This window comes from Nocardioides luti (genome assembly GCF_014212315.1).
GTDB classification, from domain to species: Bacteria; Actinomycetota; Actinomycetes; order Propionibacteriales; family Nocardioidaceae; genus Nocardioides; species Nocardioides luti.
The window spans coordinates 66,494-80,133 of sequence record NZ_JACKXE010000001.1; the positions used below are offsets into that span (position 1 = coordinate 66,494).

At 72.7% G+C, this 13,640-nt stretch carries 14 protein-coding genes; 10 read left to right on the forward strand and 4 right to left on the reverse strand.

Features of this window, described 5'->3' with window-relative positions; all coding sequences use genetic code 11:
• Positions 1–20 precede the first annotated feature (20 nt).
• Positions 21–464 (reverse strand): Fur family transcriptional regulator, encoded by a 444-nt coding sequence (locus H5V45_RS00260; protein ID WP_185251083.1) that lies wholly within the window; start codon positions 462–464, stop codon positions 21–23.
• Between the two features lie 61 nt (positions 465–525).
• A complete protein-coding gene (locus H5V45_RS00265) occupies positions 526–1,314 on the reverse strand; it encodes a hypothetical protein (RefSeq protein ID WP_185251084.1) in 789 nt (262 codons plus the stop codon).
• 51 nt (positions 1,315–1,365) lie between these two features.
• Between H5V45_RS00265 and H5V45_RS00270 the strand changes: the two genes are divergently transcribed.
• Both H5V45_RS00270 and H5V45_RS00275 read left to right on the forward strand, forming a co-directional pair.
• Entirely contained in the window at positions 1,366–3,264 is a 1,899-nt protein-coding gene (locus H5V45_RS00270; RefSeq protein WP_185251085.1) for a CocE/NonD family hydrolase, read from the forward strand.
• A gap of 218 nt (positions 3,265–3,482) precedes the next feature.
• A complete protein-coding gene (locus H5V45_RS00275; protein WP_185251086.1) occupies positions 3,483–4,334 on the forward strand; it encodes an NAD(P)-dependent oxidoreductase in 852 nt (283 codons plus the stop codon).
• Positions 4,335–4,364: 30 nt separating this feature from the next.
• Here H5V45_RS00275 and H5V45_RS00280 read toward each other — a convergent pair whose 3' ends face one another.
• Complete coding sequence (locus tag H5V45_RS00280; protein ID WP_185251087.1) at positions 4,365–5,642, reverse strand: DUF1501 domain-containing protein; 1,278 nt, start codon at positions 5,640–5,642, stop codon at positions 4,365–4,367.
• Between the two features lie 5 nt (positions 5,643–5,647).
• On the reverse strand, positions 5,648–7,222 hold the full coding sequence (locus H5V45_RS00285) for a DUF1800 domain-containing protein (RefSeq protein ID WP_185251088.1): 1,575 nt from the start codon (positions 7,220–7,222) through the stop codon (positions 5,648–5,650).
• Between the two features lie 239 nt (positions 7,223–7,461).
• On the opposite strand from H5V45_RS00285, the gene H5V45_RS00290 reads away from it, so the two are divergent.
• From H5V45_RS00290 to H5V45_RS00325, 8 genes are all read left to right on the forward strand, one after another.
• On the forward strand, positions 7,462–8,835 hold the full coding sequence (locus tag H5V45_RS00290) for a hemolysin family protein (RefSeq protein WP_185251089.1): 1,374 nt from the start codon (positions 7,462–7,464) through the stop codon (positions 8,833–8,835).
• Positions 8,832–9,881, forward strand: a complete 1,050-nt coding sequence (locus H5V45_RS00295) for a hemolysin family protein (protein ID WP_185251090.1) — start codon at positions 8,832–8,834, stop codon at positions 9,879–9,881. The genes H5V45_RS00290 and H5V45_RS00295 overlap by 4 nt, the downstream gene beginning before the upstream one ends.
• Before the next feature lie 76 nt (positions 9,882–9,957).
• On the forward strand, positions 9,958–10,572 hold the full coding sequence (gene clsA / locus H5V45_RS00300; RefSeq protein WP_185251091.1) for a cardiolipin synthase ClsA: 615 nt from the start codon (positions 9,958–9,960) through the stop codon (positions 10,570–10,572).
• The gene (locus H5V45_RS00305) at positions 10,565–11,470 is read left to right on the forward strand and encodes a DUF881 domain-containing protein (RefSeq protein WP_185251092.1); all 906 of its coding nucleotides are present in this window, start codon (positions 10,565–10,567) and stop codon (positions 11,468–11,470) included. The genes clsA and H5V45_RS00305 overlap by 8 nt, the downstream gene beginning before the upstream one ends.
• A complete protein-coding gene (locus tag H5V45_RS00310) occupies positions 11,467–11,799 on the forward strand; it encodes a small basic family protein (protein WP_166194335.1) in 333 nt (110 codons plus the stop codon). Before H5V45_RS00305 ends, H5V45_RS00310 begins: the two co-directional genes overlap by 4 nt.
• Positions 11,792–12,550: a DUF881 domain-containing protein gene (locus H5V45_RS00315; protein ID WP_185251093.1), complete on the forward strand. Its 759-nt coding sequence runs from the start codon at positions 11,792–11,794 to the stop codon at positions 12,548–12,550. Before H5V45_RS00310 ends, H5V45_RS00315 begins: the two co-directional genes overlap by 8 nt.
• A 77-nt stretch (positions 12,551–12,627) precedes the next feature.
• The gene (gene gcvH / locus H5V45_RS00320; protein WP_185251094.1) at positions 12,628–13,014 is read left to right on the forward strand and encodes a glycine cleavage system protein GcvH; all 387 of its coding nucleotides are present in this window, start codon (positions 12,628–12,630) and stop codon (positions 13,012–13,014) included.
• Between the two features lie 97 nt (positions 13,015–13,111).
• Entirely contained in the window at positions 13,112–13,639 is a 528-nt protein-coding gene (locus H5V45_RS00325) for a zinc-ribbon and FHA domain-containing protein (RefSeq protein ID WP_185251095.1), read from the forward strand.
• The last annotated feature ends 1 nt before the right edge of the window (position 13,640 follow it).

Here is a 13,640-nt window from a genome sequence, read left to right on the forward strand (position 1 = left end):
GCATTCCTTCCGGTGCGGGATCAGGGGGCGCTCGTGGGTGGAGTGGTGGTGGAGCAGGCGGGGCAGGTGCCCCAGTAGACGACCTCGGCCTCGTCGATCGTGAAGCCGTGGTCGGCCGAGGCCGTGAGGCACGGGACGTCGCCGACGGCGCAGGGCACGTCGACGATGACGCCGCACGTGCGGCAGACCAGGTGGTGGTGGTTGTCGGCGAGCTCGGTCTCGTAGCGCGCGACCGAGCCGGACGGCTGGATGCGGCGGACCAGGCCGGCCGCGGTCAGCACACGGAGCACGTCGTACACCGCCTGGTGCGAGACCTCGCCGAGCTCGGCGCGGACGGCACCGATGATCGACTCGGTGTCGGCGTGCGGGTGGTCGTGCACGGCTCCCATCACGGCGAGCCGGGGCCGCGTCACGCGCAGCTCGGCGGCGCGCAGCGACAGCTCGAGCTCCGCGGTGGTGGGCATGGGCCGAGTCTGGCGCGCCATCTGGAACGAGTCAAGAAAGGGACTGACGGGGTGTCGCGGGTCAGGCGCAGCCGAGCGGCTCCCGCTCGCGGGGCCACATCTCGACGCCGTCCGGCCCGCCGACGTAGGCGCGCGAGCGGTCCGGCGCGAGCCACAGGCGCTCGCCGTCGCGCTCGAAGCCGGTGTCGTGCGCGTCGTCCGGCAGCGTCGTGGACGGGTCCCAGTCCTCCACGACGAAGCCGACGTCCCGGGCGAGGGCCATGTCGGGACGGCGGACGTACGTCGCGCGGCCGAGCTCGAGGAAGGTCATGTCCTGCCAGTCGCAGTGCTCGGGCCCGGCGTACGACGTGATCGTGCGGGTGTCGACCGGCGCGCCGGAGGCGTCCGTCCAGACCTGCGTGCCGGACGCCTCCGCCACCTCGGGCGGGAGCTCGGCGAGGTCGCAGCGGGCCCAGGACTCGACGTACCACCCGTCGTCGTCGACGGTCCGACCGTCCCTCACCACGACGGCCACCACCGTGCGGCCGCCGGCGTCGTAGGTGAAGAGCCGGCGGTCCTCCTCGGCGGCGGTCTCCCGCAGCTCGTCGAGCACGTCCGCGGGGGAGACCTGGTCCGCCGCGCCGGCCACGGCGGCCTCCGGGTCGTCGTAGGCCTCGCCGCCGTCGTAGACCCCGGTGTTCTCGCCGCGCTCGCCCAGCCGGCCGGCGCACGACACGGCATCGGCGGCCGTGCCGATCGCGGTTCCGGAGGGACGGTCGCGGACGTCGGGGCTCCCGTCGGTCGTGTCCCCGCAGGCGGCGAGGAACGGCAGCAGGAGCGGGAGGACGAGGGCGATCCGGAGCGGGCGCATGGATGTGTGACGTCGGCCACGCGCGGGGCGTTCCCGGCGTACGGTGACCGCATGTCGACACCGCGCCTCCGGCGCCCTCGGGTCCTGGGTCTGGCGGTGGCGCTCCTGGTGGGTGTCGCCGGCCTCCTGCCGCTGTCCTCGCCGGCCGTGGCGGGCGGTGGACCGGGCACCACGGCGGTCCGTGCCGACCACGTCGACGTACGCCACCACCGGGGTCACTGGACCACGGTCGACCGCCTCGTGCCCGTCACGACGGGTCCGGACGACGACATCGACCTGGAGCTCGACACCCGGCTCTACGTGCCGGACCGGGCGAGCCGTGCGCACCCGCAGCCGGCGATCCTGATGACCCACGGCTTCGGGCTGACGAAGACCTCGGCGGAGGTCGTCAGTACGGCCCGCTTCTTCGCGGCCCACGGCTACGTCGTGCTCACCTACACGTCCTCGGGGTTCGGCGAGAGCGGCGGCTGCGTGACCCTCCAGTCGGCCGACTACGACGTGAAGAGCGCCCGCCAGCTGATCGACAAGGTCCTCGAGCCGCGCCGCGACGTCCTGCACGACGGGAAGGGCGCCGTCGTCGGCACCATCGGCGGGTCGTACGGCGGCGGCATCCAGCTGCCGCTCGCGGCGGCCGACCACCGCATCCGCACCAGCGTGGTGGGCCGGACCTGGAACAACCTGATCTACTCCCTCGACCCGAACAACCGCGTGGTGCCCGGCGACCCGACGGGGCTGACCCACGGGCTCAACCAGCAGGGCGTCTTCAAGCAGGAGTGGACGTCGCTGTTCTACGCGCTCGGCAACACCCAGCCGGCGATGGGCGGCGGCGACTGCCCCGGGGCGAAGGCCGCCTCGCAGGACCCCGCCGAGATCGCGGGCGCGTCCGGCTGCCCCGGGTACTACCTGGCCCTGTGCCGCACCTACTCGCTGCTGAGCTCCTCCGGCGACTCCGACGAGGAGGCGCGTGAGTTGATCCGGCGCGCCTCCGCCTCGACGTTCGTGAAGCAGGTCGACGTACCCGTCCTGCTCGTCCAGGGCCAGAGCGACACCCTCTTCAACCTCAACGACGCGAGCGCGACCTACCGCGACCTGCGCCGGCGCCACGTGCCGGTCGGGATGATCTGGAACTCCGGCGGCCACGGCGGCTACACCTCGCAGCCGGGGGAGTGCGAGGCCTACGACGGCACCCTGCGGACCGTGCGGACGATGAACCACTGCTACCTCAGCCTGCGCTCGCTGGGCTGGATGGACCACTGGCTGCGCGGCACCCGGGGCGGGCGCGGCCCGGCGTTCACCTACTACCGCGACTGGGTGAGGTACCGCGGCCACGGCCCGGACGACGAGCAGTACGCCGCCGCCGGGCGCTTCCCGCTGGCACGCCACGCCACGACGTTCACGCTGTCCGGGACGGACCGGCTGGCCCGGTCGGCCCGCAAGGCCGCCGCCGGGTCGGCATCGTTCCTCAACCCCGACGGTGGCGAGCCGGCGGCCTACTCGGAGACCTCGAACTTCTCCGGCCCCGCGTCCGACCCCAGCTCCGCCGACGTCCCGCCCTCGGAGGTCGAGGGCCAGTTCGCCGCGTTCACCACGAAGCGCCTCCGGCACCGCGTCGACGCCGTGGGCATCCCGTCGGCCCGGCTGCGGATCACCAACACCAACACGCAGGACATGGTCTTCTTCGCCAAGGTGTACGACGTCGCCCGCGACGGCTCCGCCACCCTGGTGCACCGGCTGATCGCGCCGGTGCGCGTCCCGGCCGCCGCCGTCGGCAAGCCCGTCCGGATCAGGCTGGCCGGCTTCGCGCACCGCTTCCGCAAGGGCCACGCGGTCCGGCTGGTGCTCTGCAGCACCGACCAGACGTCGTACAACTCCAAGGTCGCGGACGTGCTCACCGTCGCCACCGGTACGGGCTCGACCTTCACGCTCCCCGGGCGGGTGCGGCGGCGCTGAGGGTCCTCGGGGCGCGCGCCCGGTCCGGGTGGTTTCGAGACGGTTGCTGCGCAACCTCCTCAACCACGGGGAGGCCAGGGTGGTTTCGAGACGGTTGCTGCGCAACCTCCTCAACCACCGGGGATCCCCGACCACCGGGGATCGCCGGCCACCGGAGGGGAGCCCACCGGCGCCGACGTACGGTCGGGATCGACCTCCCCCGACGAAAGTGAGCGCACATGACCAACCCCACGGTGGCCGTCCTCGGCCTGGGCACGATGGGGGCCGCGATGGCCCGCAACATCGCGGCGGCCGGGATGGACGTGCGCGTCTGGAACCGCTCGCCCGAGCGGGCCGAGCCGCTCGCCGACGTCGCGACCGTGGCCGGGTCGGTCCGCGAGGCCGTGACGGGTGCCGACGTCGTGCTGACGATGCTGTACGACGAGCGGGCGACCGCGGAGACCATGGGCGACGCCCGCGGGGCGTTCGCGGCAGACGCCGTGTGGCTCCAGCAGGCGACGGTCGGCATCGACGGCGCGGACCGTCTCGGCGCGCTCGCCGAGGAGCTCGGGCTGGTGCACGTGGACGCGCCGGTGCTCGGCACGAAGAAGCCCGCGGAGGACGGTGCGCTCGTGGTGCTCGCCTCGGGTCCCGAGGACGCCGAGGAGCGGCTCGCGCCGGTCCTCGAGGCGATCGGCAGCCGCACCATGTGGGTGGGGGAGGCGGGTGCCGGGCAGCGGCTCAAGCTGGCCGCGAACGCCTGGGTCTTCACGGTGCTCGAGGGCGTCGCGGAGTCGCTTGCGCTCACCCGCGACCTCGGGCTGGACCCGCACCTCTTCCTCGAGGCGGTGCAGGGCGGCGCCCTGGACGCGCCCTACGTCCAGCTCAAGGGCAACGCGATGCTCGACGGCGCCTTCGACCCGTCGTTCGCCCTGGCCGGCGCGCTCAAGGACGCGGACCTGATCCTCGCGGCGGCCGAGGCAGCGGGCAGCGACCTGGCGATCCTGCCCGGCGTCCGCCGCCACCTGGCGCGCGCCGTCGACGCCGGCCACGGTGACAAGGACATGGCCGCGACCTACCTGCCGCACTGACCGGGAGCCGACGAGGCGACGGGGCGGGCCTCACTGGCCCTGCATCACGCCCACGTGCTCGCGCTGGAAGCCGGGGAACACCGTCGACGTCGAGGCGCCGAAGCGCGAGGCGACGACCTCGGACAGCACCGAGCGGTAGTCCGTGGTGACGAGCAGGTCGGAGTCGAGGTCCTCGGACAGCCCGGGCCAGGTGCCGTAGTAGGTGCCGCCCTTGACGCCCGCGCCGGCGAGGAACATCGCGTTGCCGTAGCCGTGGTCGAGGCCGTAGTTGGCGTTCTCCACGACGCGGCGGCCGAACTCGCTGAGCGCCACGAGCGTGACCTTGTCGCCGAGCGGGCCGAGGTCGGTGAAGAACGCCGAGATCGAGCCGGCGAGCTCGCGGGCGTTGCGGTTCATCCGTCCCCACTCGACGGTGCCGAGGTCGGAGTGCATGTCCCAGTCGCCCTGGTCCACCGTGATCACCTCGACGCCCACGTCACCGCGCACCACGCGGGCCACGGCGGACATCGCGCGGCCCAGGTCGCTGTCGGGGTACGTCGCCCCGTTGGCCGGCACGTCGGAGGTCTCGTGCACGGGGGCGAACGCGTCCACCGCGCTGAAGGTGGAGCGGATCGCCCGCCCCAGGGTGGAGCCGTCCTTCTTCCACATCGCCTCGAGGGAGCGGCGCCGGCCGCCGTCGTGGTCCCACTGGTCGGCGCCGGCCACCTGCACCCGGTCCAGGTCGCCCGCGCCCATCACGTCCTCGGGACCGTAGAGCGAGGCCGGCGGAGCGCCCTCGCCCATGTTGAAGCCCTGCAGCGGCGAGCGGTCCGAGTCGGTGCCGATCAGGCGGTTCAGCCAGCCCACGCGGGTGGTGGAGCCGGGGTTGGCGTCCTCGACCTCCTCCATCGCGGCGAAGTGCGAGCGGTTCGGGGCCGGCAGCCCGGTGGCGTGCACCGCGGCGACCTTCCCGGCGTTCCAGAGCGGGAGCATCGACTCGAGCTCGGGGTGCAGGCCGAACTGGCCGTCCTTGGCCAGCAGGCGGTCCGAGGGGATCGCGATGTTCGGCCGGGCGAGGTAGTACGTCGGGTCCGCGTGGGGGACCACGAGCGACAGCCCGTCCGCGGCCCCGCGCATCGAGAGCACGACGAGCACCGAGGCGGCCGGGGTGACCGTGGCGGCCGAGGCCCGGACGACGGCGGAGCCGACGACCGTGCTGGTGCCGGCCAGGGCCAGCGCGCCGGTCAGCAGGCCGCGGCGGGACACGGCGGCGTACTCCGCGCAGCACGGGGCTGCCGCGGGGGTCCGGGAGGAGCGGGGCGGGGTCATGGCACTCACCTGGTCAGGAACGCGGGGCTGTCGAGGAAGGTGGTGAGCAGCCGCGGCATCTCCCACTTGATGACGGGGTGGTTGCGGGTGATCCGCGCGTCGGGAGGTGTCCCGGTCGCCTCGCAGCAGGCCTCCAGCAGCGCCGGCGTCGAGCGCAGGTGCAGGATCCGCTGGGACAGGGCATCGACGAGCTGGTCGAAGCGGATGGGGTACTCCGGCGCCCACGCGCGACGTCCCCGGTAGTGGATCTGCTCGTCGGGCCACCAGCTGCCGCTCATGCCGTAGTGCACGCCCATCGAGGCGAGCGCGCGGGCGGGGGAGGACCAGGAGGCGTTGTCGATCGGCTGCCCGTCTGGCCGCGGCCAGGTGAACGGCATCAGGCCGATGCTGCTGGCCTGCCAGAGCATCTGGTTGACCGCCGAGCGCTCGCTGGTCGGCGGCTGCAGGCGCACGCCGAGGGCGCGGTAGGTCGCCACGATGTCCTCGCCGGGGTCGCGGACCTTGGCGCCGACGGAGTCCTCGAAGGCGGCGGAGGCGACGAGCGCCCGCAGGACGGGGACGATCGCGGTGTCGTGGTCGAGGTAGACCTGCGCCAGCCGGTCCACGAGGTCCTGCGGCGGGTCGTCGCGGACGAACTTCACCGCGAGCTTCCGGGCGATCCGCTGCGCCGTGGCCGGGTGGTGCGCCAGGTGGGAGAGGTAGCGGCGGGTCAGGTCCCGGCCGTCCGGGGCGAGGTTCGCGTCCTCGAATCCCGCGACGGACACCGGTCCCGTCCAGTGGATCGACGGGCGGTAGGCCGGCGCCCAGGTGCGCCACAGGTCGACGGTCCAGCCGGTGAGGATGCGGGCGCTGCTCTTGACGTCGTCCTCGGTGTAGCTCGCGCGGCCGACCGTGTGCAGCTCGAGGAGCTCGCGGCCGAGGTTCTCGTTCGGGTGGGTCGCGGTCGAGACCGCGTTGTCGAGGTAGATCAGCATCGCCGGGTGCGTCACGGCGTTGCGCAGGAGGTCGTCGAAGCGGCCGAGGGCGCCGGCGCGGATCGTGTTGCCGTACGACGTGCGGTGGGTGTACTGCGCGTCACCGACCGCCGGGACGTTGAGGTGGTTCTCCCAGAACTCCGTCATCACCTCGAGGAGCTGGCGCCGCGACTTCATGCGGCGCATCAGCACCCAGCGGGAGTAGTCGTTCATGACCTCCCAGCCGCCCTCGACCTCGGTGATCTGCCGCTTCCAGAGCTCCGCGGGGCCGCGGACCAGGCTCGGCCACCAGGCGAGGTACTGATCGGCGCCCTGGTCCGCGATCGACGCAGGGTCGAGCTGCCGGTCGAACCAGCCCTGCGCACCCCCCATCCTGCGGACCTGGGCGGCGACCTGGGGGGTCACGCCGTACGAGAACCGCCCGACGAGGTGCCGTGCCTGGGCCGACAGCAGCGGCGGCGCCCCGCGGTAGTGCGCGGGGTGGTAGCGCGTCGCCGCCTGGGCGGCGGGTGCGACGGCGGGTGCGGCGACCACGGCCGTGGTGCCGACCGCGAGACCCCCGAGCAGGGCGCGCCGGCTCGGCGACGCGTCGGAGGCGGACGACATGAGGACTCCCGGACAGTGCTCGACGGCTCGTTGACCCCCTGAGTCTCCGGTGCCGACCCCGGCACGGACACGGGCGAGGGGACCATCCCGGGTAGTCCCAAGGGGCCATGCCGCTCGACCGATCGGCGCACGGCGGTAGAGTCGCGCTCGACGTGATCACGAGTCGAAAGAAGCAAGCCCCCTCTGATGGACGGCCCGCACAGTAGTTCGCTCTCCCTGATCACCCCGGGAGAGCGCCCATGACCGCCTGGCTCCTGCTCCTCGCCGCGCTGCTGCTCATCGTCGCGTGCGGTGTCTTCGTCGCCGCGGAGTTCTCGTTCGTCACCGTCGACCGCACCCGCGTCGAGCAGGCCGCCGCGAGCGGCGACGCCGGTGCCCTCGGCGTGCAGCAGGCGCTGCGCACGCTGTCGACGCAGCTGTCGGGTGCCCAGGTCGGCATCACCGTCACCAACCTCGCGGTCGGCTTCCTGGCCGAGCCGGCCATCGCGGACCTCATCGACGGCCCCCTCGGGGCGGTGGGCACCCCGGAGGGCGCCGTCCGCCCGGTCGCCGTCGGCATCGGCCTGACGCTCGGCACCATCCTGACGATGATCTTCGGCGAGCTCGTGCCGAAGAACCTCGCGCTCGCCAAGCCGATGGAGACCGCCCGCGCCACCCAGCGCTTCCAGCGCACCTTCACCACCGTCAACCGGATCCCGATCCAGGTGCTCAACGGCTCCGCCAACGCGTTCGTACGCCGGCTCGGCATCGAGCCGCAGGAGGAGCTGCGCTCGGCGCGCAGCTCGACCGAGCTCGCGTCGCTGATCCAGCGCTCGGCCGACCAGGGCACGCTCGACGCGGACACCGCCGAGCTGATGGAGCGCTCGGTGGAGTTCGGCTCGCGCACCGCCGGCGAGATCATGACGCCCCGGGTGCGGACCGTCAGCCTCGAGACGACGGACCGCGCGAGCGCGGTCATCGAGCAGGCCCGCCAGACCGGCCACTCCCGCTTCCCGGTGCTTGACGACGAGGAGAACGTCGTCGGCACCGTGCACGTCAAGCACGCCGTGGCCCTCCCGGTGCACGAGCGGGCCACCACCCGGGTCAAGCACCTGATGGCGCGCCCGATCGTGGTGCCGGACTCGCTGCGCCTGGACCCCCTGCTCGCGCTGCTGCGCAAGGACGGCTTCCAGCTCGCGGTGGTCCTCGACGAGTACGGCGGCCACGCGGGGATCGTCACGCTCGAGGACGTCATCGAGGAGATCGTCGGCGACATCTCCGACGAGCACGACCGCCTCGACGGGCGCGCCCGCCAGCGGCGCGACGGCAGCTGGTCGCTCTCCGGCCTCCTGCGCCCCGACGAGGTCGAGGACCTGACCGACATCGAGCTCCCGGACCACGAGGACTACGACACGATCGCCGGCCTGGTGATGCGCACGCTCGGGCGGATGCCCGAGACCGGTGACATCGCCGAGGTCCCGGTGCCCGACCACAGCGACCCCGACGTCGCGCGCGAGCAGCTCGCGGTGCTCACCGTCGAGCGGATGGACGGCCTGCGCATCGACCGGGTGGGCCTGCGCCTGCTGGACGGTCCCGCTGACGACTCGGCCGGAGAGCGGGGTGACGCCCGATGAGCAACCTCACCGCGGTCGTCGTCGCGATCCTGCTGCTGCTCGGCAACGCCTTCTTCGTGGGCGCGGAGTTCGCGCTGGTCTCCGCGCGACGTACCCAGATCGAGCCCAAGGCCGAGGCCGGCTCGCGGATGGCGAAGACCACGCTGAAGGCGATGGAGAACATCTCCCTCGTGATCGGCGTCAACCAGCTCGGGATCACGGTCTGCTCCCTCGTGCTCGGCGCCGTGGGCGAGCCCGCGGTCTCGCACCTGATCGAGCCGCTCCTGCACCTCGCCCACGTGCCCGAGTCGTTCCTGCACCCGATCGCCTTCGTCGTCGGGCTGGCGATCGTCGTCTACCTGCACGTCGTGATGGGGGAGATGATCCCCAAGAACCTCGCGCTCGCCGGCCCGGACCGCGCCGCCCTGCTCCTCGGGCCGCCGATCTGGGGCATCGTCACCGTGCTCCGCCCCGTCATCATCGTCATCAACGCGATGGCCTCCGGGGTGCTGCGCCTCTTCGGCGTCAAGCTGATGGACGAGGTGAGCTCGACGTACACCCGCGAGGAGGTCGCCGCGCTCGTCGAGGAGTCGCGCGGCGAGGGCCTGCTCGACAACGACGAGTACGACCGGCTCGCCGGTGCGCTCGGCTTCACCGAGAAGACGGTGGCCTCGGTGCTGATGCCGGCCGCCACGCTGAGCACGGTGCGTCGCGGCTCCAGCGCCGCCGACGTCGAGGCGCTGTGCGCGGCCACCGGCTTCAGCCGCTTCCCGGTCGCGTCGGAGTCGGGCGAGCTGCTCGGCTACCTCCACATCAAGGACGTGCTCGAGCCCGACGAGACCCGCCGCGAGCGCGCGATCGACGACAAGTGGATCCGCCCGTTCGCCCCCGTGACCCCCGAAGACTCGCTCCACGACACGCTCGAGACGCTGCAGCGCCGCGGGGCCCACATGGCCCGCGTCGTCGACCTCGAGGGTGCCACCCTGGGGCTCGCGACGCTGGAGGACGTGATCGAGGAGCTGGTCGGGGAGATCCGCGACGGCGCCCACCTGGAGGAGTCGGTCTGACGCCTGCACGGCGACCGCGATCGCGGCCCGTCCGGCGGCTAGGGTGTGCTCGCAGACAGGCTCCCGACTTCTCGAAATGCAGGCATCCGTGGCGGACGATTCGGCGCGCAACCGCGTGTGGACCCTCCCGAACCTGCTCAGCATGCTGCGGCTTGCCGGCGTGCCGGTCTTCCTGTGGCTGGTCCTCGGCCCGGAGGCCGACGGCTGGGCGCTCGGGCTGCTCGTCGCCTCCGGCATCACCGACTTCCTCGACGGCTGGCTGGCGCGCAAGCTCGACCAGACCTCGGTCGTCGGGCAGATCCTGGACCCGGTCGCCGACCGCCTCTACATCCTCGCCGTCGTCGTGGGCCTGGCCCTGCGCGACGTCATCCCGTGGTGGATGGCGGTCTCGCTGCCGCTGCGCGACGCCCTGATGTGGGGCCTGGTGCCGCTGCTGCGCACCCGCGGCTACAGCTCCTTGCCGGTGCACTTCCTCGGCAAGGCCGCCACCTTCAACCTGCTCTACGCCTTCCCGCTGCTCCTGCTCGGCGACGGCGAGGGCACGGTCGCGACGCTCGCCGAGGTCTTCGGCTGGGCCTTCGCGTTCTGGGGCATCGGGCTCTACTGGTGGGCCGGCATCCTCTACGCCTGGCAGGTCCGCAAGCTGCTGGCCACGACCGAGCGACGGACCCCGGCGACGCACGATGTCTGAGCGCCGGCCGGGCACCCCGCCCGACACCCCACGACCCGAGCTCCCGGCCCGGGTCACGCTGCCGCTGCTCACCCTGATCACCCAGCAGTCGCTCGATGAGGACTACCTGCACGCGGCCGAGCGGCGCGCGAGCGGGGCGACGCCCCCGCGGACGCCCGGCCTGCGCGGCCGGCACCGCACCGCGGCCGTCGTGGTCGCCGTCTTCGGGATCCTGGTCACCACCGCCGCCGTCCAGACCTCGCGCAACGCCGACGTCGACGACGCCAGCCGCGCGACCCTGCTCGACCGGATCGGCACCAAGCGCGACACGGTCTCGCGGCTGCAGGACGAGATCGTCCGCTTCCGCACCCGCAACGTCACCCTCGAGGGCCAGCTCGCGCAGGTGACCCGGACCGAGCAGGCGTCCGAGGCCCGGCTGCGCCGCCTCGAGACCGCGACCGGCTTCGGCGCCGTCACGGGGGAGGGCGTCCGCATCGTCGTCGACGACGCCCCCGACGGCGACGCCACCCAGACCGTGCGCGACGAGGACCTCGCCCTGCTCGTTGACGGCCTGTGGGGCGCCGGTGCCGAGGCGATCTCGATCAACGGCCAACGCATCACCGCGCTCACCGCGATCCGCAACGCCGGCATCGCGATCAACGTGAACACCCGCCCGCTGTCGCCGCCGTACGTCGTGCAGGCGATCGGCGACACCCGCACGCTGCAGGCGGACTTCCTGTCCACGACGCACGGCCAGGAGTTCACCAGCCTGGCCCAGCAGCTCGGCTTCGTGTTCGAGCGGCAGAATGAGGACCGGCTCACGCTGCCGCCCCAACGCCTGCGGCCGCTGCGCTCGGTGCTCGCCGGCACCGCCGAGGACAACAGCGACAAGCACCTGGAAGAGGAGAGCAAGCCGTGATCGCCGCGCTGGGACTGCTCGTGGGCATCGTGCTGGGACTCGTCTTCCAGCCCGACGTGCCGCTCGGGCTCGAGCCCTACCTGCCCATCGCCGTCGTGGCGGCGCTCGACGCCGTCTTCGGTGGTCTCCGCGCCTACCTCGACGGCATCTTCGACGACAAGGTCTTCGTCGTCTCGTTCGTCAGCAACGTCGTCATCGCCGCGGCGATCGTCTACCTCGGCGACAAGCTCGGCGTCGGCGGCCAGCTCTCGACCGGCGTGATCGTCGTCCTCGGCATCCGCATCTTCTCCAACGTCGCCGCGATCCGACGGCACCTGTTCCATGCCTGAGCCGACGCCGCCCCCCACCGACCCGGCCCCGTCCGGGCGGGCCCGCCTGGCCGCGGCCATGCGCAAGCCGTCGCGCGGGCAGGCCGTCGTGGGCGTGCTCCTGGCCGTGGTCGGCTTCGCGGCCGTCACCCAGGTGCGCTCCAACGACGTCGACGACACCTACGCCAGCTACCGCGAGCAGGACCTCATCGACGTGCTCAGCGGGCTGGCCGGCACTACCCAGCGCGCCCAGACCGAGATCTCGCGCCTCGAGAGCACCCGCCGCGACCTGCAGTCGAGCACCGACGCGCGCGCGGCCGCACTGGCCCAGGCCCAGGAGCGCTCCGACACCCTCAGCATCCTGGCCGGGCTGGTGCCCGTCACCGGGCCCGGCATCCGGATCACGATCTCCGAGACGACCACGCCGATCAGCATCGACGACATGCTCGACACCGTGCAGGAGCTGCGGGCCGCGGACGCCGAGTCGATGCAGATCAACGGGCAGGTGCGGGTGATCGCCCAGACCTCCTTCGAGGACGGCGTCGGCGGCATCTCGGTCGACGGCACGCTGCTCACCGCGCCGTACGTCATCGACGTGATCGGCGAGCCGCACACGCTGTCCGGTGCGCTCACCTTCCCGCGCGGCCCGCGCAGCGAGTTCGAGGAGGACGGCGCGACGGTCCAGATCGAGGAGCTCTCCTCACTCGACATCGAGAGCGTGGTCGAGCCGGAGCAGCCGGAGTACGCCCAGCCCGACACGACCCAGCCCTGACGCGACCAGGACCCCGCCCTGGCAGTAGCCTCGCCCTTCCGGATGCGCCCGCAGCCGGCGACCGACAGGAGACCCCCGTGTACCCCGACGACCTGAAGTACACCTCCGAGCACGAGTGGCTCCGGACGCCCGGCGACAGCGAGGGCTCGGTCCGCATCGGGATCACCCACTACGCGCAGGACGCCCTCGGGGACATCGTCTACGTCTCCCTGCCCGAGGTGGGCGACACCGTCACCGCCGGCAGCACCTGCGGCGAGCTCGAGTCGACCAAGTCGGTCAGCGACGTCTACGCGCCCGTCGACGGCGAGGTCGTGGCCCGCAACGACACCCTCGACGCGACGCCCGAGCTCGTGAACAACGACCCGTACGCCGGCGGCTGGCTCTTCGAGGTCGTCCCGTCCGACCCGACGCAGCTCGACGACCTGATGGACTCCGACGCGTACGTCGCCTCACTCGAGGGCTGATAGCGTGGCGAACAACCGTCAACCTCAGCCCGGCCTTGAGGGTTCCTCAGGGGTCGGGCAGGCTGGCGCCCCCCGCCCCGACCCGGAGGACTGACCGATGCCGTTCTGCACAGCATGTGGCAAGCAGAACCCCGACGACTCCCGCTTCTGCTCGCAGTGCGGGACCCGTCTGGTGACCGCCGACGCCCCGCCGGCCGAGTCCGGTGAGCCCGAGGGCGAGACGACCGCGACGATCGCGATCGGGCTGGGCGACGCCAAGACCGAGACCTCCGACCGCCAGCTCAACGCCGTGGACGCGGCCGCCGTGGACGCCCTGCCCAGCGGGCACGCGCTCCTCGTGGTCCAGCGGGGCCCCGGCTCCGGGAGCCGCTTCCTGCTCGACGCCGACGTGGTCAACGCCGGCCGGCACCCGGACAGCGAGATCTTCCTCGACGACGTGACCGTCTCGCGCCGGCACGCGGAGTTCAACCGCACCGGCGACACCTTCACGGTCAGCGACGTCGGCAGCCTCAACGGCACCTACGTCAACCGCGACCGGATCGACCGCGTCCAGCTCAAGGACGGCGACGAGGTGCAGATCGGGAAGTACCGCCTGGTCTTCTTCTCCGGGCACGAGGGCGCCTGAG

Excerpts from the sequence above, each read along its gene's own strand:
- H5V45_RS00260 (WP_185251083.1), bottom strand. The coding sequence starts at position 464 with ATGCCCACCACCGCGGAGCTCGAGCTGTCGCTGCGCGCCGCCGAGCTG.
- H5V45_RS00265 (WP_185251084.1), bottom strand. The coding sequence starts at position 1,314 with ATGCGCCCGCTCCGGATCGCCCTCGTCCTCCCGCTCCTGCTGCCGTTC.
- H5V45_RS00270 (WP_185251085.1), top strand. The coding sequence starts at position 1,366 with ATGTCGACACCGCGCCTCCGGCGCCCTCGGGTCCTGGGTCTGGCGGTG.
- H5V45_RS00275 (WP_185251086.1), top strand. The coding sequence starts at position 3,483 with ATGACCAACCCCACGGTGGCCGTCCTCGGCCTGGGCACGATGGGGGCC.
- H5V45_RS00280 (WP_185251087.1), bottom strand. The coding sequence starts at position 5,642 with ATGACCCCGCCCCGCTCCTCCCGGACCCCCGCGGCAGCCCCGTGCTGC.
- H5V45_RS00285 (WP_185251088.1), bottom strand. The coding sequence starts at position 7,222 with ATGTCGTCCGCCTCCGACGCGTCGCCGAGCCGGCGCGCCCTGCTCGGG.
- H5V45_RS00290 (WP_185251089.1), top strand. The coding sequence starts at position 7,462 with ATGACCGCCTGGCTCCTGCTCCTCGCCGCGCTGCTGCTCATCGTCGCG.
- H5V45_RS00295 (WP_185251090.1), top strand. The coding sequence starts at position 8,832 with ATGAGCAACCTCACCGCGGTCGTCGTCGCGATCCTGCTGCTGCTCGGC.
- clsA (WP_185251091.1), top strand. The coding sequence starts at position 9,958 with ATGCAGGCATCCGTGGCGGACGATTCGGCGCGCAACCGCGTGTGGACC.
- H5V45_RS00305 (WP_185251092.1), top strand. The coding sequence starts at position 10,565 with ATGTCTGAGCGCCGGCCGGGCACCCCGCCCGACACCCCACGACCCGAG.
- H5V45_RS00315 (WP_185251093.1), top strand. The coding sequence starts at position 11,792 with ATGCCTGAGCCGACGCCGCCCCCCACCGACCCGGCCCCGTCCGGGCGG.
- H5V45_RS00325 (WP_185251095.1), top strand. The coding sequence starts at position 13,112 with ATGCCGTTCTGCACAGCATGTGGCAAGCAGAACCCCGACGACTCCCGC.